The organism is Micromonospora yongxingensis, assembly GCF_052601155.1.
The window spans coordinates 56877-73448 of sequence record NZ_JBQXEO010000013.1 but is presented as its reverse complement, the minus strand read 5'-3'; the positions used below and the strand labels follow the sequence as shown (position 1 = coordinate 73448).

Below are 16572 nucleotides of genomic sequence, written 5' to 3'. Positions count from 1 at the left end.
CACGCGTCTCGGCCTGGCCATGACGGCGGTAGCCCTGCCCTCGTTCACGATTCGACCGGCCAGCGTCGCCGGCCCGGCGCCGTCCCACGTCGAGGTCAGCCGACCGCCGGTCCGTTGATGAGCGGGCCCAGGGCTGCGGTGTACTCCGCGTCGCCGGGCGGGGTGTTCTGGCTCGTCGAGGTGGTGCCCTTCCGCACCAACGTGACCGGCGGACAGGAGTCGTCGCTGCTGCCGTCGATGGCCAGGGTCTTCACCAAGCGGCCGGAGTCGATGGCGTAGACGTCGAGCCGGTGCCGTCCCTGGTACAGGGTCATCTCGACGCCCTCGCGGTACTGGCAGGTCGCGAGCGGGGCCGGGGAGGCGGGTCCGCCGAACGTCAGGCACCCGACCAGACGCATCTGCTCGATCGGAGCCGGGTCCCGCAACATGCGCGCGTTGGCGGCTCCTCCGAACCATGCCACCGTGGATGGATCGAGCACCACCGTCGGATGCGGTCCAGCGCCCCGATAGACCGGCGCACCCGCGAATCCGGGGCCGCGACGGTCGCAGATCCGGCGGAGGGCGTGCGCGTCACCGGCCGTCTCGCTCGGATCCGCGGCTTGGCCTGACACGGCCGCGCTCGGATCAGGGGTTTGACCTGACACGGCCGCACTCGAGCCGCCGGCACCGCCCGGCGTCGTGTCCCGTTGCGGCCGGACGACAAGGTAAAGCGCGACGACGAACAGCACGGCTGTCACACACGCCACCCACCACGCGGATCGCCGGCGCGCGGCCCGGACGGTTTCCGATCCCATAGACGACATTCTCCGTCAACCATGAACGGCATTTCGACTCGCCACGACGCCGACCATGATCGTCGACGAAGCCCGTGGGATCATGGCAGCCCGCGCTCCACCGACGGATCAGCCGCTTCGCCGGTTACCCCACTGGCGCGGGCTCTGGACCGAGCCCCGGCCGCCGAGGTGCTGACCCTTTCCATACGGTTGAGGCGAGGCGACCTTGCCCTTTGCGCGTCGGGCAGCCCGATTCGCGTGAACGGCAGGCTGGTCGGTTTCGGCCACGGTTGAGGTGTCGGCATCCGCCTCGTGGGCGTCTTGAACGGGCTCAGGCTCCGGCATCGGTATCTCCCTGGATTCGTGGGGCGCCGTGTGGACCATCGTCAGCCGACGGACTCGGACTACCTCGACGCTGGTGCGGGCACCCTGACGGTATCGCAACGTCGAGTCCGTCCGATCGACGGTTACGGTGACCACTTCGCTGACCGGACGCCGCGACGGCACGCCCAGCGCGTCCATGACGGTGGACGGAAGGCTGCTCGTCGATGTTCCCTGGATGTGCGGCAACGACGTTCGGCGGCCGGAGATGCCGGGCTGTGGTGGCCGTATTGGGAGCAGCGGGACTCAACCGCGAAGTCTGCCGCACCGAGCTCAGCATCCACCAGCGAAAACCGTCGCTCACCTCCCCAGGGGATCGGCCTGCCGCGGAATACCATTCCGCCATGGATGACAGCACCCGCGGCATCCGCATCAGACGCGGTGGCCCGGCCGATGCACCCGCCGTACTGAACATGCTCGACTCTGCGGTGATCTGGATGAATGAGCGCGGCAACACCGAGCAGTGGGGCACCACACCGTTCTCTGAAAAGCCCGGAGGGGCCGAGCTGGTCGATCGGTACGTGACCGAGAACCTTCCGTTCATCGCGGAATTGGACGGAACGCCGGCCGCAGCCATGGTGTTGGACTCCGGGCCCAATCCGCAGGCACCGATCGCGCCCGCGGAAGAACCCGAGCGGTACGTCCGCCTCCTGGTCTCCGACCGACGATTCGCCGGCCGGAACCTCGGGTCGGCCCTGTTGGCTCACGCTGTGGAGGAAACCCGGCGAGCCGGCGTGCGGCTGCTAAGGGTCGACTGCTGGGCGGGCGGCGGTGGCGAGCTGGTGGCGTTCTACGAGCGCCACGGGTTCACTTCCACCGAAACCTTCCTGGCTGGATCCTGGCCGGGGCAGGTGCTGGCTCAACGGGTCGGTTGAGCCGCACTGTCGCCGGCGTGCAGGAGCGGGACTCGGAGCCGGCGGAGGGCGAGCGCATCAGCTCTGGACGGAGAACGTCGCGACGACACCGTTGTGGTCAGACTTGGTGCCACCGATGATGTCGTAGTCGGTCATCCACATCAGCTCGTACTCCGGCAGCCGCTTCCAGAAGTAGACGTAGTCGATGTGCCGGTTGCCGTGCGTTCCGGTGCCCTTCTCGCCGTAGAGGTTGTAGTTCGAGCGCAGGTTCGGCAGCTCGTTGGCCTCGAAGACCTGCCACGGGAACTTCGCGTACCCGTAGCTCCGGTCGGCGCTGAAGTCGACGTTGAGGTCACCGCTGACGATGACCTGGCCCTCGCCCTGCTTGTCGACCGCCAGGTCCTTGAGACCTTGGAACTGCGCCTCGGCGCACCTGGTGCGCGGCAGGTCCTCCGGCCGGCCTGCGTTTTCGATGCTGGCCACCGCGTGGGCGTTGATGTGCGTCACGTTGCGGCCACTGGCCTTGTGTGAGTACTTGACCCAGTTGTTGTAGCGGGCGGGCGGCACCTCGCCTGGTCCGTTGGTGTCACACACGAAAATCGAACCTTTATCGAGTACGTCGAACACGCTCTTCTTGGCAATCAGCGCCTCGCCAGCCTGGTTGATCCCGCCCGGCGCGTACAACCACCAGCCGTTGTCGGCGGCCCAGGTCTCCAGGAAAGCCTTGCGATTGCCGACCTCGTTGAGACCGACAAGGTCCGCCTTGGACGTGATCAGGTTCAGGTCGTGTACGAAGTCGGCCTGAGTGAGTCCGTTGTAGATGTTCAGCGTCGCGGCCTTGAAGGCCACCGTCGCTGCGACCGCCGGGGTAGCCGGCAGCAGGGCCGCCACCAGCGCGACCGCTGCCGAGAGGGCGCCCAAGGCCCGGGCCGACCAGTGCGTTGTCCTGCGCATCGACTTCCCTTCGTACGAACCGTCGTCTGCAGCGGCTGACGCAGCCTATCGATTCGAGTCGACGCGGCACCGAACATCGGAGGAACAACGATCGACAGGCCGGAGCCCGCTGCCACGTCTCCCCACCCAGATCGGCGTCGGCTGGCCGACCAGGGACAGCGATGCGCAAACGCAGCCGGAGGTCCGATGTTGTGTCACCGTTCGCAGTGGACTTCTTCGCGTACCCGCCCAGAGTCAACGGCGCACCCGATAGCGCAGGTGAAGCACCCGGTTGCCCTGAATCACCACGTCAGGATCCTCCAACAGGTGCTGCGCGTGGACCGACCCGAAGTAGCGCTTGCCGGACCCGAACACCACGGGTACGACGTCCATGCGCACCTCGTCGACCAGGCCCGCGGCAAGCACCTGCCCACCGACGTCGCCAGCGGCGACCTCGACCATGCGGTCACCCGCAAGCTCCTGCGCCTTGGCCACGGCTGCCTCGACGCCGTCGACGAAGTGAAAAGGGGCCTCGGGGTCCCAGCCCTCGGGCTTCGGCCGGTGCGTCACGACAATCACGTGGTCGATTCCGCCCGGAGGCTTCCCGCCCCAGCCGTCCGTCATGTCGAAGACGTGGCGGCCGACGACAGTCGCCCCGATCTGGTCCCAGTACGGCCGGGTGTAGTCGTAGGACGTTTGTGACACCTTCAACTCGCCGCTCTCGTCCAACGGCACGTCACCGCTGAGCAACCAGTCGAACAGCGGTCCGGGCTGGTCGTTCTCGTCCGCGATGAAGCCGTCTACCGTCACCGAGCTGTACATGACTACTGTGCCCATGGGCACTCCTCTGCTTGGGGATGCCCTCAGGTTAGAGTTTCGGGGGCTGTCGCTCTTGTAAGAAATCAATCGGTCGGCAGCGGCCAACTGTCCAGTACGTGGCCGGGATGTTCGCGCAGGAACCGCCGCCGGACTTCGACATATCGTGTCGGTGTGAGCCCGGTGAATGCCCGGAACTCGTGGCCGAAGTGGGCCTGATCGAAGTAGCCCGCGCTACTGGCGAGGTCGGCCCAGTCGATCGGTTCGGCGGGGTTGATCGAGAGCACGGTGGCGGCGAAGCGGTAGGTGCGGGCCAACCGCTTAGGCGTGACGCCGATAAGCTCCTTGAATCGCTGTGCCAGGTGAGTGCTGCTGACACCGGCTGACACCCTCAGGTCGTCGATAGCCACCGCCCCGCTGGTCGCAGCGATGATGCGGCTCGTAAGGCGGACCAGCCCAAGGCCGGCCGCGTCGCCGAGCCGTCGCATCAGCTCCTCCTCGAGCAGCGTCAGCATCTCGTGAGGTCCCTCGGCCGTAGCCAGCCGGTCTTGCAGCTCGGCGATGGCGGGTCGACCCCAGATTTGCTCTACCGTCACCGGCCGGTCACACAGCTCGGCCGCGGGCATCGGCAGGAACGGCGCCAGCCCCCACGGCTTGAAGTGCACGCCGACGGACCGGGTCCGGGGTGGGTAGCCGAACTCCAACGCGCGGGTGGGCGTGGTGACCACGCAGCCGTCGGCGTACTTGGCCGTCTCGATGTCGGTGCCGGCGCGGACGCGGAACGGCGCCCCGAGGTTGACGATGAGCAACGCCGCCGGACTTGCCGGCAGCGTCAGCCGGGCGTACGGCGGCGCACCCTCCAGGTAGTAAAGGTCGTCGATCAGCCCGTCCAGCGGCGGTCGCGGCACTCTGGACACGTACTCCACGCCCACAGCATCGCCGACGTCCCGCCGGCATCGCGCGCCGGGATGGTCCAGCCGCGCTGCCGCCAGCATCGAGCCGGCGCCGATCCCGGACGGGCGCCCGGCCGCGGACAGCTGGGCCAGATCCTCAGCGGTCACCTGCCACCCCTTGGCAACCAGCCGCCGGATGACCTCCATCATGTCGATCGCGATGGGGAACACGATCAGGTTGCACAGCAGCGAGTTCCATTGACCGACTCTCCTGCTCGGCCGGGTCGTCCCGGCGATCGCGCCCTGGTTGCCGAACCGGGTCCAGGCGCAGAACCAGCTGCAGGCCTAGGCATTTGGTGGCCGCGGTCACCCGTGCCCGCAGCCCCGAGTCGGCGAGGAACCGCAGCAGCGCTTGCATTGTGAAGAGCCCGAATGGCTCCAACCCGGCTTATGAAACAGGGCCTGGATCCACACTCCCCGGGTCGATGGTGACTGGCTGCCTGAGGATGGTGCGTTGCTTGCCGGGTGCGACCCTGCGGAAGTCGCTGAGGTAGATCTCGTGGTGAGTTCCGGCCATGCGGAGCCGGTTGGCGGGGATGTACTGATGATGTAGTTGTGCGAGTACGTCGGACTCGTCGTCGAAGGAACCGACGTGGAGCGTCTGCACGCACCGCCCCTCGGACAGCGTCCGGAGGCGGACGTCGTCGAGACGCGTCGGTGGGTGCTTGGCACCGACTTGCCCGACGGCGGTGGTGAACATGGACTGGTCGATCCAGTCGGGGACCATGAGCATCAGCGTCCAGTGCCACCGTGACTTGTGCCGTGCGGTGGTGAAGGACGCCATGTCCTCGGCCCACCACAGACCTTCCAGGGGCGGAACGACGTAGTCGCGCCCGAGGCCTCGCTTACTGGCGAACTTCAGCTTGTACGCCGTCGGGTAGAGCGCTTCGATCGCCGCGGTGAAGGCGGGCGAGGTGTTGGGGTCGCCGTGGCCGTCGATCATGAGGTACTGCATGTCGGGTACGTCGACTGTCCGGAACCGGCCCGGTTGTGCCTGGTAGGCGTCAAGCGTCTTCTTGAAGTCGATTTTGGCTTCAGTCTTGTTGGTCATGGGGCACCTGGACTCGGGAGAGGAGCCACTGCCTTTCTGCGTCCATGAGTTTCAGGGAGTAGGAGAACACCTCGCGCGCCGGGCGCGGGAGGGGACCTTGCGCCTGCTGTGCGGCCTGGAGTGCGGCGATCCGGGCTTCGAGCTGCGCCAGCCGGGTGCGCAGCGCCTGCTCGTACTGCTGCCCCGTGAGCATGGCCAGGTTGGCGACGCCGACCAGCAGTGGCTGCGGGTGTGGACGCGCCTCGGCGATGAAGGTCAGCGCGTTGTGTGCCGCGACCCGGCGGCCCTCGGCGGTCGGATGGAAGATGCGGCGGGACTTGGCGGCGGCCGGAGCCTCCGGGACGTGGAGCAGACCGCGCTGCTCCAGCTTGGTGAGCAGGTAGTAGATCGAGGAGAACCCGATGTCGGTCCACTGTCGTATGCCCCGCTGCTCGATCACCTGTTCCAGGTCGTAACCGTGCTGCGGCCGTTCGATCACCAGACCCAACACGGTCAGCTCAGCGGGAGTCAGCTCCACTACCGCATTCTAGCGCTAGAATAGTGATTGATGCCGTACCTCCTGCTCTCTTTCCGCGAGGCAGCAGGTCAGGTTCTCGATGGGACCTGCGCGGTCGGGGCTTCCGCCAGCGCCGGTACCGATGGCGGCCGTTCGGCTCGGCGCGTCAGGCCGACCCCGACGAGCACGACCACCATCCCGGCCACGATCCGAGGGCTGAGTCCCTCGTCGAGCACGATGGCCCCGAGCGCCACCGAGACCACCGGGAGTAGGTAGCCGACGGTCGCCGCGTTGGTGGCGCCTTCGGCGGCGATGATCCGGTAGGTGAGGTGGAAGGTGGCTCCGGTGGCGACGACGCCCAGGATCACGACGGCGATCAGCGTCTTCGGGCTGATCTCGATCGGCGTCAGACCACCGGCCGGCAGGGTCAGCGCGGTCAGGCCGGTCGCCGCGATGAGCTGCGCCGTGGACAGCGAGATGGTGGGGATGCCCCTGCCGACGAGGTTGTGGCCGATGTAGGCGAAGCCGACGGCGTAGCTGGCGGCCGCGACGACGATAGCGAAAGCGCCCCACCCGACCGGCCCGGTCATCTGCCACGGCGCAAAGATCATGACAACACCGGCGAACCCCAGCAGGAGACCGCCCAGCCGGACCGGCCGGAGTCCACGCTCGGAGTGGCTCAGGACGCCGATCAGCACGGACCACAGCGGGGTCGTCGCGTTCAGTACGCCGGCCACCCCGGAGTCGATGGTCTGCTGGCCGATGCTGAACATGGCGAACGGCAGGGCGTTGCAGAAGAAGGCAGCCACAAGCAGGTGACCCCAGGTTCTCGCATCCCGGGGCAGTCGTCGACCTGAGCCCAGGCACGCGATCAGGAGAGCGGCCGACCCGAGTGCGCACCGGCTGATGGTGACCTGGACCGGCGTCAGGGCGTCCAGGGCCAGCTCGATCCAGAGGAAGGTTGATCCCCACAGCAGGGCGAGCACGCCCACCCGCATCCATGCCCATGTCCTGTTCACGGCACCAGTCATTTTGATCTCCTTGATCCGTCCGCATGAACAGTGCCGTGCCCAACCGCATAGCAAAAGCGAAAGTTTCTGTACGAGAGTTAAGCTCTGCTACATGCTCGATGTGAGACGCATGCAGGTGCTGCGCGCGGTGGTCACCAGCGGGTCGGTGACGGCGGCAGCGGCGCACCTCGGGTACACCCCCTCCGCGGTGAGCCAGCAGGTGACGGCGCTGGAGAAGGAGGCCGGGATCGCGCTGCTCGAACGAGTCGGCCGGGGTGTGCGGCCCACGGCTGCGGGCCGGCTGCTCACCAGGCACGCGGCCGTCATCAGTCAGCATGTCGCCGAGGCCGAGACAGCGCTGGCCGACCTCCGCATGGGACGTACGGGCCGGCTGAGGATCGGCTACTTCGCCTCCGTCGGCCCGAACCTGCTGGCGCCCGCCGTCGCCCGACTGCGGCGCGAGCACCCCGGCGTGCTGATCGATCCCAAGCTGACCGATCCGGATGATCCCCTGTCCGAGGTGGAGCAGGGCAACGCCGACCTGGCCATCGTGGTCCGCCGACCCAGTGATGAGAGCCATCAGGGAATCCGCGTCCGACTGGTGCACCTGCTCGGTGACCCCTACCGGGCCGTGCTGCCCACCGGGCATCCGCTCGCCGCGCAGGAGGTGATCGACCTGGCCGACCTCGCCGGCGAACCCTGGGTGGGCAGTGAGCCGCCGGGCCCCTGCCTGGAGCCCATCATCGACGCCTGTGCCGCGGCGGGCTTCAGCCCGGACTTCGTTGCGAAGTCGGAGGACTACGCCACGGCACAGGCATTCGTCGCGGCCGGCCTCGGAGTTGGCCTCATCCCCCGCCTCGGACTGGGCACCCAGCACCCTGGCGTCGTCATCCGCCAGGTTCGCCGCCCAGAGCCGATCAGGACGATCTACGCCGCGGTTCGGGAGACCTTACTGGGCCAGCCCGCACCGCGCGCGCTGATCGACGCCCTCATCGACGCCGCGAAGGAGTGAGCGGCGCTCCCGGTGACGCGGACGGACTCTTCCCACGCCTGCCGACCACCTGGCGCTGGGCTGGTCGGACGGCCGACGAGCCGCGAATCCCCGCACGGCGGTGGCTCAGTGGCCCCGGAACGCCTCCTCCAGCCACCATGAGCCGCGCGCGGCGCGGACCTTGGCGTCGACCACCAGCGGCCGGGTACGGGGACCAGCGAGCCAGCGGCGTACCGGCCCGAGGTCGTCGACGGTCCGGACGGTCAACCCGTCGCAGCCGTAACCACGGGCGATCGCGGCCAGGTCGGTGTCGGGGAAGGTGACCGTCTCCAACGGGTGCCCGTCCGGGCCGAAGTGGTGCACCTCGGCGCCGTACGCCGCGTCGTCGTAGATCACCACGAGCAGGGGCAGCGCCAGCCGGACGGCGGTGACCAGTTCGGTCGCGGACATGACGAAGCCACCGTCGCCGACCGCGGCGACGGTGAGCCGGTCCGGCCGGGCTACCGCCGCGCCGAGCGCGCTGGCCAGGCCGAGCCCGACCGACTGGAACGCCTGGGTGAAGCAGAATCCGGCCACGTCCGGCACGTCGAGCCACATGGACGGGTAGCCCATGAAGTTTCCGGAGTCGACCACCACCGTCCGGTCGGGCGGCAGCAGGTCGTCCAGGGCGGCCGAGAGGGTCCTCGGGTCGATCGTCGCCGGGGCGCCGGCCCGCGCCGACACGCCCTCGTCCCGGTACGGGACCGTCCGCCACCGGCCGTGATCGCGAATCCGTTGTGCCAGCTCCGGCGTACGCCATCCGCCGGTCCCGGCGTCCACGGCCCCCGTGGAGCCGGCGCGCAGCCGATCGAGCACCGCCTCGGCGACCGCCGCCACCTCGCCGGCCACCGTCAGGTCGACCGGGCGGTTCACCCCGAACGCGGCTGGATCGTGGTCGACCTGGACGACGACGGCGGAGGGTGGGATCAGTTCGCCGTGCCGGGTGGTCCACATGTTCAGCGTGCTGCCCCACGCGACGACCAGGTCCGCCGTGCCAATCAGCTCGGCGGCGAGCGGGGTGGCGAAGCCGCCGGCCACGTCGACGTTCCACGGGTTCCCGGCGAACAGTCCCTTCGCCGCGGCCGAGACCGCCAGCAGCGCGCCGCACGCGTCGGCGAGCCGGGTCAGCGGTTCCCGGGCCGCCCGGGCGCCCCGACCCGCGATGAAGACCGGTCGACGTGCGGCCTGGAGCGCGGCCAGCAACGGCTCGACCTGCGGCGCGGTGGCCGGGGTCGGCGCGACCGCGGGGACCGGGCCGGACCACGGTTCGGTCACGGTGTGCTGCACCTCCAACGGGAGGCCCAGCACCACCGTCGCGCCCCGGGTGGCGGCCCGGTACGCCGCGCCCGCGTCCTCGGCCGCGTGCGCCGCGCGTACCCGGTGGAAGTCGGCTCCGACCGAGGTGGCGAGCGCGGGCAGGTCGATGAAGAAGTTCGACCGGGGCGCGGTCGCCTCCGGGGCCAGGACCACCATCGGGGTACGGCTCTTCGCCGCCTCGGTGAGGCCGGTCAGCGCGTTGGTGACGCCCGGACCCTGGTGCACCGAGAGCAGGCCCACCGTTCCGGAGGTGCGGGCGTACCCGTCGGCCATGCTCGCCGCGCCGCCCTCGTGGGCCGCCGCCACGAACCGGGCGCCGGCTGCCACGAGCGCGTTGGTGACATGGAAGTTGCCGCTGCCGACCACCCCGAAGACGTACCGTGCGCCGTGTCCGTGCAGAACCCGCCCGACCACCTCGGCTACCCGCATCTGGGGCCCGGTCCTACCGTTCGACCAGCGCGAGGACCCGGGACGGGCTGCCGGACCCGGAGACGATCGGCAGCGGTCCGGCGATCACCACCGCGCCGGTCGCCGGCAACTGCGCCAGGTTCCGTAGCTGGGTCAGGCCGTACTTGTCCTGGCCGAGCAGGAACGAGTGGCACGGGAACGGCGGGTCGAACGAATGCGCAGCGCCCGCGTCGGTGCCGACCGTCTCCACCCCGACGCCCTGGATCGGCGACTCCTCGGCCAGCCAGCGGGCGCACTCCACGGAGATGCCCGGGGTACGCCCGGCGTTGGCGTACCGCTCAGGGTCGTCGCCGTACGCGTCCCAGCCGCTGCGGTAGAGCAGCCAGCCACCGGTGGGCAGGGCACCGTGTTCCGCCTCCCACGCCTTGATGTGCTCGACCTCGAGGAGGAAGTCAGGGTCGTCGGCGGCGTCCGCGGCGTGGTCGATCACCACCGCCGGGGCGATCAGCTGGCTCACCGGGACCTGCGACACGTCCGCGCCCTGTTGACCGGTGACCCAGTGCACCGGGGCGTCGAAGTGGGTGCCGGTGTGCTCGCCGGTGGAGAAGTTGTTCCAGTACCAGGCCGGACCGCGGTCGTCGTACCGGCTGATCTCGCTGAGCCGGAACGGCCAGGTCTGGCCGAACTGCTCGGGCAGACCCAGGATCGGGGTCTGGTCCGAGAGCGGAGCGGTGAGGTCGACAACCTGGATCCGGCCGCTGGAAAGAGCGGCGACAAACTCCTGCAGCACCGTCATGCGGCGACGGTACACCGCGTGCACGCTCCACGATGGACCCAGCACGGGGCGTGTCAGCGGCGCCCTTGGGTGTAGGTGCCGGACACGGATGGCCGCCGCCTGGGCTTGACGGTGCGAGGACCAGACCCTGCCCGGCAGGCACGCTGGCAGCTACAGGGCAGTCGCGGTCTTCTCCAGGATGCTGGCAAGTGCGCCGTAGTCGACGGTTTGCCCATCCCTGATGTCAACGGCCTTGCGCTCACCGTTGCCCAACGCCCGAAGGAACCCCTTGACCTCCGGAACGTCCGTTGCGTTGAACACCATGAACGAGACCTTGTCCTTGGCTACCGCGATGACGGCCGCGTAGTGCCCGTTCTTGAGGTAGTGCGGCTTGCCGTACTGGAGCCGCTCCTCGACATCGGGAATGGTCTGTCCGACCATCGCGCGTAATTTCTCACACACATCGATCTGCCACGGCTGCGCCTTGTTGATGTACTGGGTGACGTCGTCACTCATGGTCTTCGCCTCCATCGTCACTGCCACATTCGGGTCGGACACGCAGGACGGCCTGCTCGGCGCTGGCCGATCGCGTGTAGTTGTCGACGTCGGCCCAGGCCGACCTACACCTTGTCGACCGCGGGGGGCGGGTACTCCTAGCGTGCGTCTCCTTGTTTGCCCCTGCGGCGAGGTGAGGATCAACTGGGAACACGGTATAGTCATGGTTCTTGATAGTCAAGACCCGTTACTAACCGAAGGGTTTCTGATGACCGCCACCGCGCCGAAGCCGGACCTGGGGGCTTTGACCGGGCAGCTGATGCGAGCATTGCAGGAGGAGCTGTTCGAGACCCTCGGCGAGCAGGGGCATCCGGATGTTCGCCCGCGGCACGGCTCGGTCCTGGCGTTCCTTGAGCCCGAAGGAGTGCGTGCGACCGATCTGTCGGCCCGCTCTGGCCAGCACAAGCAGGTCATCGGCACGATCGTCGACGAGCTCGTCAGCCTCGGCTATGCCCGCCGGGAGCCCGACCCCGCTGACCGTCGCGCCAAGCTCATCGTCCCCACCGAACACGGTCTCGACGAGATCGCCAAAGCACGAGCCATCCTGGCCACCATTGAACGGCGCCTCGAACACGCCCTCGGCGAGCAGCGCTTCGCCACCTTCCGGGAGGCGTTCCAAGAGGTTACTCACCTTCAGCGAGGCTGGCGGCAAACCGGCAAACGACCGGCCTGAGCGACGGACACAGCCTCAACGTCCACCCCGCTCAAGCTTGCCGCATACTCCTGGCGGCTTACCTGAACTGGGCCTTCCAGCACGACAACCAGCCGCCCAAACGGTCGGCGGCCCGTGTCGACTCGCAGGCGGTGGTCGCCACCTGGGGCCGATGGCTCAGGCGGGACGCACGGTTCGGTCCGCCGCCGCAGGCTGCGCAAAGCGCTGGGTGAGATGCTCTGCGGCGGCCTGCTGGGCGTCCGCCGCCTTGTCAAGGACGGCGGCGGCGCCAAAGAACTCGTGCATCATCCCGTCGTAGTGGGCCAGCGCGGTGTCCACGCCGGCGGCCTGCAGGTGGCGGGCGAACTCCTGCCCCTGGCTTCGCAGCACGTCACGCTCGTCGGTGACGACCAGCGTCGGTGGCATGCTCCGCAGCTGCGCGGCGTCGAGGGAGAGCAGGTCGACGCGGGGATCCTGGGCGCCCTCGGGCACACCGGCGAAGGCGTGCATCGCCATCCAGGACAGTAGCGGCCGGTTCAGCGGGCGGGCGTCGGCTGCGTCGGTCATCGAGTCGCCGAACTGCTGCGCGGTGGCCAGTGGGTAGACCAGGACCTGGGCTGCCGGGCCTGGCTCGCCGGCCTGTGCCAGCTGTAGGCAGGTGGCAGCGGCCATCGTCGCGCCGACCGACTCGCCACCGATGGCGACACGGGTGGGATCGCCTCCGAACTCCGACGCGTTCTCGCGCAGCCAGCGCCAACAGGCGAGGACGTCGTCGTGAGATGCCGGGAAGGGATGCTCGGGAGCGCGACGGTATTCGGGTGACACGACGATGGCACCAGTGCGGTTGACCAGGCCTCGGCAGGACGCATCATAGGTGTCCACGTCGTAGAGCACCCAGCCGCCGCCGTGGATCCACATCACCACCGGCGCGGCACCGGCTTTGGCCTCGCGGGGGTGGTAGACGCGTAGGTTGATGCGGCCACCGTCTGCGATCGGCACCTCCAGCTCCTCCACCGCTCCGACCGCTTCCGGTTCGGTGGACCGGCCGTCCTCGGTCAAGATCCGGTGGACGGCGTCGACGAGTGTGGGTTGCTGGCGGGCCTGCTCCGGGGTGAGGATCTCCGGTGGCAGCGGGCGCAGCGCGGCGAAGGCGTCCAGTAGCCGCTGGGCCTGCGGGTCGAGCAGACCCGAGGCATCGGTGGCGAGCCGCCGGTCGCGGCCCGAAACCCTGTCCCGCCCCTTGTCGAGCAGGACAGCGGCGGGGTCGGCGAGTTTGTGTCCGGTGCCGCTGGACGGGGCGTTGGGGTGTGCTCGAGTCGGTGCGGCCCGCTTCGCCGCCAGGAACTCCCCGCCGAGGCGGGCCATGACCTGGGCCCCCACCGCGCGGCGGAACTCCGGCAGAAACTCGCCCTCCTCCTCCGCCACATGCTCGCGGATGTCGGCCATCAACGTCGTCAGCGCGCGTTCGAACTCTCCGCTGCCCGGCTCTGCCCGATCCAGGACGATCAACTGCTCCTTGGCCGCGTGGTGCTCGTCGCGGGCATGTCGCGCGTCATCGGCCTCACCCGCATCCGCCATCTGCGGATACAGGGTCCGCTCCTCGGCGTCGGCGTGCAGCGCCAGGTTGAAACCGACCTGGTCGGCCAACGTCCGGCGGTCACCCCGCCCGGCCTCCAGGTGCTCGAACAACCGTGACACCACCGCATGATCATCAACGATCAGATGGTCGATGTCGCCCGGCTGCGTCTCGTATGGAAGTCCCATTGTCCGTACCCCCGTCTCGGCGAGTCGGACATTACCCCCGCTTCCCGGCCAGATCGGGGTCATTCGGCAAGAGAGCCCTCGCCGACGTCGACCGCGACTGCCGGAACAGGCCGCCGCCGGCAAGCCCTCAGACGTCGCGCCTCCGCGCCCGCTCGAGGAGGGCGGCCTCCGACGGTGGCCGCGAGCCACGAGAGCCATGACGAATCGCGCACGCCAGGGAGGCGGGCTGCTCTACCTTCCCTGGGGCCGGCCCTGGTTGGCTCCTTCGGGGCGGCTGGCATCGCCGACACGACCAACCTGGCTGACATCACCTGTCGCCCCAGCTTCGCTGCGCCCGGCGGCCTTGCGGCGCCGTACCGCCGCGGCTCCGGCCGCTCCCGCCGCGACCAGAGCCGCCATCAGTGGCCATGGAGCGCGACGACGAGCCGCAGCTGGTTGTCTCTTTGGTGTACGCCGACGAGCCGCGGCCTGTCGCGCCTTCAGTAACCTCTGCGCTCTCATTTCCTCATTGTCAGCACCGGGGCCGGCCGAGGTGGCGAAATCGGCGAGCCGCCCAGTCTCATCCTGCCAACACGACCACAATGATAGCGAGGCACCCGATCAGCAACGTGATGCCGCCGAACATGACGAACGGCCACCAGGCGCGTGCAGCCTGCCGTTGCTGCGGAAGGGGCTGAGTCGGCAGGTTCCAGCCCGGAGGCGCAGCAGAGCCGTTGTGGCGGCCTGGCCAGCGTGGCGGTGGGGTCCGAGGGGCCAACTTAGCCATGTTCGGGTTGCCTCCGACGGGCGTCATGGTGCGCTGTTCGGGGTTTGAACGGGCGAACCCGAAGGGGCAGGCTGCTCCGCCCGTTCACGAGGCCGCCCACCCGACCTTCCACCCAAAAAGGCGTTGCTCGTTCATGGTGCGTTACAGCGTCGCGAGGCAAGAAGGTCCGCCCTCCATTCGCCGGGACGGCCGATCGCGTCGTCGCTGCCCGAGGTGCCACCTGTTGCCGGCGACGTGCGACCAAGACCCAAGCCCGGCCGCATCAGCCACCTCCCGCTCAGACCGTGGCGTCGAATCATACCCGGAGGGGGTATGCTGGCACGGCTGGTGAGCTTGTACGGCTCTGTCACATGCGAGGAACCCGTGACCTACCTTCTACGAGCAGAAACGCCGTCCGTTGAGGTCTATCGACATCTGCGGGTAGCCGCCGGGCTCAGTCCGAAGTCCGTCGACGCGGCCGTGAATGGCCTGGCCGGGTCCTGGCACGCTGTCGTCGTATACGACGACGACCATCCGGTGGGGATGGGCCGGATCATCGGCGACGGTGGCACGGCGTTCCAGATCGTTGACATGTGCGTTCTGCCCGAGCATCAGGGACTGGGACTTGGCAAGAGGATCATGGATGCCCTGATGCAGCGGCTCGTTGACCGGGCACCTCGCACCGCCTACGTCTCACTCATCGCAGACGGCAAGGCGCGCTACCTCTATGCGCAGTACGGCTTCGCGGAGACCGCCCCGGAATCGGTGGGCATGGCTCGCCAACTCTGACGAGGTCGCGTGCATCCGGCCGCACCCGCCAATCGTCATCGCGAAAACTCGCCATCATCGCCGTGCTGGTCGCCTCATTGGCACTCTGCCACTCGGCGCCGCCGGACCCCCTCGCGACCCGGTCCCGCAAACGCCATCGGCGTACTGGTCCGGTTCCACCGGCCTATCGATGGAGTTGGTGCAACGATGGAGGGCGTGACACCTGCGAAAACTGCTTTGCCTGCGATCTCGCCGCTTGCTGGCGAGCCGATCAAGCGCGCTGATGCCGAGCGGCTCGCGGGAGTGCTGAAGGCGTTCGCCGACCCGGCCCGACTGCGACTGCTCAGTCTGATCCAGTCCACTCCGGAGGGCGAAGCGTCGGTCAGCGACCTCACCGCGCCACTCGGTCTCTCCCAGCCGACCGTGAGTCATCACCTTCGGATCCTCACCGAGGCCGGCCTGCTCGAGCGCGAGAAGCGCGGCGTCTGGGCGTACTACCGCCTGGTGCCTTCCGCGATCACGGCGATAGCCGACCTGTTGACGCCACCCCGCAAGCGGGCGACGAAAAGGGCCCGCTGATCGGCCCGATGACACCCTGTTCCCGGGCGGCTGACGCAAGGCGTCCGGTCTTCAGGTTGCGTGCCGCCTTCTCCTGAGCGGCGCCCGGGCCAGGGAAGGCACCGACAGTCGCCGCCCGACGAGCTGACGTCACGCGGGCTGGAGGTTGTATTCGCGGTCGGTGAACAAGTCCACGTCACGGGGCCCCAGCTTGGCGACACGGCGCGCATGCAGGGCGAGCTGCCCTCGTGCTTCGCCCAGGCGGCGGCTGGCGACCAGCATCTCATCGGTGGCGTCGAACGCCTCCTGGCCGCTGGACTTCATGGCAGCGTCCATCACCCCGTTGAACGCGGTCATGAGCCCGTTGGCCAGGGCAATGCCGTCCTGGTCACCGCTGGTCCAAATCTCCGACCAGGCGGCCTCCACCGTGGCCATGTCCCTGGCCAACCAGTCGTGAAGCACCATCGGATCCAAAGGCTTGTGCCCACCAAGCAGCTGGTTACCCACCTCCCGCAGGCCCGAGCGCCAATACTTGGTCTGCCGCAGCGCCTCGGCCTTGTGCGCGAGGCGCAGAGCGCCGGACAGCATGAGGATGTACGCCCGCTGAAGATCAGCCCGCTCCCGGTGTCGCCGCCTCAACCGACTCTGCATCAGGACCACGAACAGCGATGCGAAGGCGGTGATCGCGGAACCGAGCAGGGCGGCGACGGTCGAATTCACGCCGACATGATGC

The 16572-nt window shown here is 68.7% G+C and carries 17 protein-coding genes; 5 read left to right on the top strand and 12 right to left on the bottom strand.

The features are described from left to right. Positions 1-95 precede the first annotated feature (95 nt). Positions 96-737: a hypothetical protein gene (locus ACTWLT_RS17450; RefSeq protein ID WP_445319296.1), complete on the bottom strand. Its 642-nt coding sequence runs from the start codon at positions 735-737 to the stop codon at positions 96-98. Between the two features lie 761 nt (positions 738-1498). On the opposite strand from ACTWLT_RS17450, the gene ACTWLT_RS17445 reads away from it, so the two are divergent. Continuing rightward, complete coding sequence (locus ACTWLT_RS17445) at positions 1499-2029, top strand: GNAT family N-acetyltransferase (RefSeq protein WP_445319295.1); 531 nt, start codon at positions 1499-1501, stop codon at positions 2027-2029. Positions 2030-2086: 57 nt separating this feature from the next. Here ACTWLT_RS17445 and ACTWLT_RS17440 read toward each other — a convergent pair whose 3' ends face one another. From ACTWLT_RS17440 to ACTWLT_RS17415, 6 genes are all read right to left on the bottom strand, one after another. Next, a complete protein-coding gene (locus ACTWLT_RS17440) occupies positions 2087-2962 on the bottom strand; it encodes an endonuclease/exonuclease/phosphatase family protein (protein WP_445319294.1) in 876 nt (291 codons plus the stop codon). Between the two features lie 234 nt (positions 2963-3196). Then, the gene (locus tag ACTWLT_RS17435; RefSeq protein ID WP_445319400.1) at positions 3197-3778 is read right to left on the bottom strand and encodes a dihydrofolate reductase family protein; all 582 of its coding nucleotides are present in this window, start codon (positions 3776-3778) and stop codon (positions 3197-3199) included. 65 nt (positions 3779-3843) lie between these two features. Further along, positions 3844-4818, bottom strand: a complete 975-nt coding sequence (locus tag ACTWLT_RS17430; protein WP_445319293.1) for a helix-turn-helix domain-containing protein — start codon at positions 4816-4818, stop codon at positions 3844-3846. Positions 4819-5098: 280 nt separating this feature from the next. Next, a complete protein-coding gene (locus ACTWLT_RS17425) occupies positions 5099-5761 on the bottom strand; it encodes a GyrI-like domain-containing protein (RefSeq protein WP_445319292.1) in 663 nt (220 codons plus the stop codon). Continuing rightward, positions 5745-6278 carry a PadR family transcriptional regulator gene (locus tag ACTWLT_RS17420; RefSeq protein WP_445319291.1) on the bottom strand — a complete coding sequence of 178 codons (534 nt, stop codon included), beginning with the start codon at positions 6276-6278 and terminating at the stop codon, positions 5745-5747. Before ACTWLT_RS17420 ends, ACTWLT_RS17425 begins: the two co-directional genes overlap by 17 nt. A 68-nt stretch (positions 6279-6346) precedes the next feature. Continuing rightward, positions 6347-7288 (bottom strand): DMT family transporter, encoded by a 942-nt coding sequence (locus tag ACTWLT_RS17415; protein WP_445319290.1) that lies wholly within the window; start codon positions 7286-7288, stop codon positions 6347-6349. 91 nt (positions 7289-7379) lie between these two features. On the opposite strand from ACTWLT_RS17415, the gene ACTWLT_RS17410 reads away from it, so the two are divergent. After that, positions 7380-8279, top strand: a complete 900-nt coding sequence (locus ACTWLT_RS17410) for a LysR family transcriptional regulator (protein ID WP_445319289.1) — start codon at positions 7380-7382, stop codon at positions 8277-8279. A gap of 105 nt (positions 8280-8384) precedes the next feature. Here ACTWLT_RS17410 and ACTWLT_RS17405 read toward each other — a convergent pair whose 3' ends face one another. The 3 genes from ACTWLT_RS17405 to ACTWLT_RS17395 all read right to left on the bottom strand — a co-directional run bounded on the left by ACTWLT_RS17405 (position 8385) and on the right by ACTWLT_RS17395 (position 11313). Beyond that, positions 8385-10043, bottom strand: a complete 1659-nt coding sequence (locus tag ACTWLT_RS17405) for a thiamine pyrophosphate-binding protein (protein ID WP_445319288.1) — start codon at positions 10041-10043, stop codon at positions 8385-8387. Positions 10044-10056: 13 nt separating this feature from the next. After that, positions 10057-10818 carry a cyclase family protein gene (locus tag ACTWLT_RS17400; protein ID WP_445319287.1) on the bottom strand — a complete coding sequence of 254 codons (762 nt, stop codon included), beginning with the start codon at positions 10816-10818 and terminating at the stop codon, positions 10057-10059. 150 nt (positions 10819-10968) lie between these two features. Further along, the gene (locus tag ACTWLT_RS17395; RefSeq protein ID WP_252414166.1) at positions 10969-11313 is read right to left on the bottom strand and encodes a DUF1801 domain-containing protein; all 345 of its coding nucleotides are present in this window, start codon (positions 11311-11313) and stop codon (positions 10969-10971) included. A gap of 247 nt (positions 11314-11560) precedes the next feature. Here ACTWLT_RS17395 and ACTWLT_RS17390 point away from each other — a divergent pair, with 247 nt between their 5' ends. Beyond that, entirely contained in the window at positions 11561-12025 is a 465-nt protein-coding gene (locus ACTWLT_RS17390; RefSeq protein WP_445319286.1) for a MarR family winged helix-turn-helix transcriptional regulator, read from the top strand. Positions 12026-12181: 156 nt separating this feature from the next. Here the strand turns inward: ACTWLT_RS17390 and ACTWLT_RS17385 are convergent, their stop codons facing one another. Next, positions 12182-13768 carry an alpha/beta hydrolase fold domain-containing protein gene (locus ACTWLT_RS17385; RefSeq protein ID WP_445319285.1) on the bottom strand — a complete coding sequence of 529 codons (1587 nt, stop codon included), beginning with the start codon at positions 13766-13768 and terminating at the stop codon, positions 12182-12184. Positions 13769-14846: 1078 nt separating this feature from the next. On the opposite strand from ACTWLT_RS17385, the gene ACTWLT_RS17380 reads away from it, so the two are divergent. Both ACTWLT_RS17380 and ACTWLT_RS17375 read left to right on the top strand, forming a co-directional pair. Beyond that, on the top strand, positions 14847-15302 hold the full coding sequence (locus tag ACTWLT_RS17380; protein WP_445319284.1) for a GNAT family N-acetyltransferase: 456 nt from the start codon (positions 14847-14849) through the stop codon (positions 15300-15302). Between the two features lie 186 nt (positions 15303-15488). Beyond that, positions 15489-15860: an ArsR/SmtB family transcription factor gene (locus ACTWLT_RS17375; protein WP_445319283.1), complete on the top strand. Its 372-nt coding sequence runs from the start codon at positions 15489-15491 to the stop codon at positions 15858-15860. 129 nt (positions 15861-15989) lie between these two features. On the opposite strand, the gene ACTWLT_RS17370 is transcribed toward ACTWLT_RS17375, so the two are convergent. Continuing rightward, positions 15990-16559: a hypothetical protein gene (locus ACTWLT_RS17370; RefSeq protein WP_445319282.1), complete on the bottom strand. Its 570-nt coding sequence runs from the start codon at positions 16557-16559 to the stop codon at positions 15990-15992. Positions 16560-16572: the final 13 nt, after the last annotated feature.

Coding starts and splice junctions, on each gene's coding strand:
- ACTWLT_RS17445 (WP_445319295.1), top strand. CDS start 1,499: ATGGATGACAGCACCCGCGGCATCCGCATCAGACGCGGTGGCCCGGCC.
- ACTWLT_RS17440 (WP_445319294.1), bottom strand. CDS start 2,962: ATGCGCAGGACAACGCACTGGTCGGCCCGGGCCTTGGGCGCCCTCTCG.
- ACTWLT_RS17435 (WP_445319400.1), bottom strand. CDS start 3,778: ATGGGCACAGTAGTCATGTACAGCTCGGTGACGGTAGACGGCTTCATC.
- ACTWLT_RS17425 (WP_445319292.1), bottom strand. CDS start 5,761: ATGACCAACAAGACTGAAGCCAAAATCGACTTCAAGAAGACGCTTGAC.
- ACTWLT_RS17415 (WP_445319290.1), bottom strand. CDS start 7,288: ATGACTGGTGCCGTGAACAGGACATGGGCATGGATGCGGGTGGGCGTG.
- ACTWLT_RS17410 (WP_445319289.1), top strand. CDS start 7,380: ATGCTCGATGTGAGACGCATGCAGGTGCTGCGCGCGGTGGTCACCAGC.
- ACTWLT_RS17405 (WP_445319288.1), bottom strand. CDS start 10,043: ATGCGGGTAGCCGAGGTGGTCGGGCGGGTTCTGCACGGACACGGCGCA.
- ACTWLT_RS17400 (WP_445319287.1), bottom strand. CDS start 10,818: ATGACGGTGCTGCAGGAGTTTGTCGCCGCTCTTTCCAGCGGCCGGATC.
- ACTWLT_RS17395 (WP_252414166.1), bottom strand. CDS start 11,313: ATGAGTGACGACGTCACCCAGTACATCAACAAGGCGCAGCCGTGGCAG.
- ACTWLT_RS17390 (WP_445319286.1), top strand. CDS start 11,561: ATGACCGCCACCGCGCCGAAGCCGGACCTGGGGGCTTTGACCGGGCAG.
- ACTWLT_RS17385 (WP_445319285.1), bottom strand. CDS start 13,768: ATGGGACTTCCATACGAGACGCAGCCGGGCGACATCGACCATCTGATC.
- ACTWLT_RS17380 (WP_445319284.1), top strand. CDS start 14,847: ATGCTGGCACGGCTGGTGAGCTTGTACGGCTCTGTCACATGCGAGGAA.
- ACTWLT_RS17375 (WP_445319283.1), top strand. CDS start 15,489: ATGGAGGGCGTGACACCTGCGAAAACTGCTTTGCCTGCGATCTCGCCG.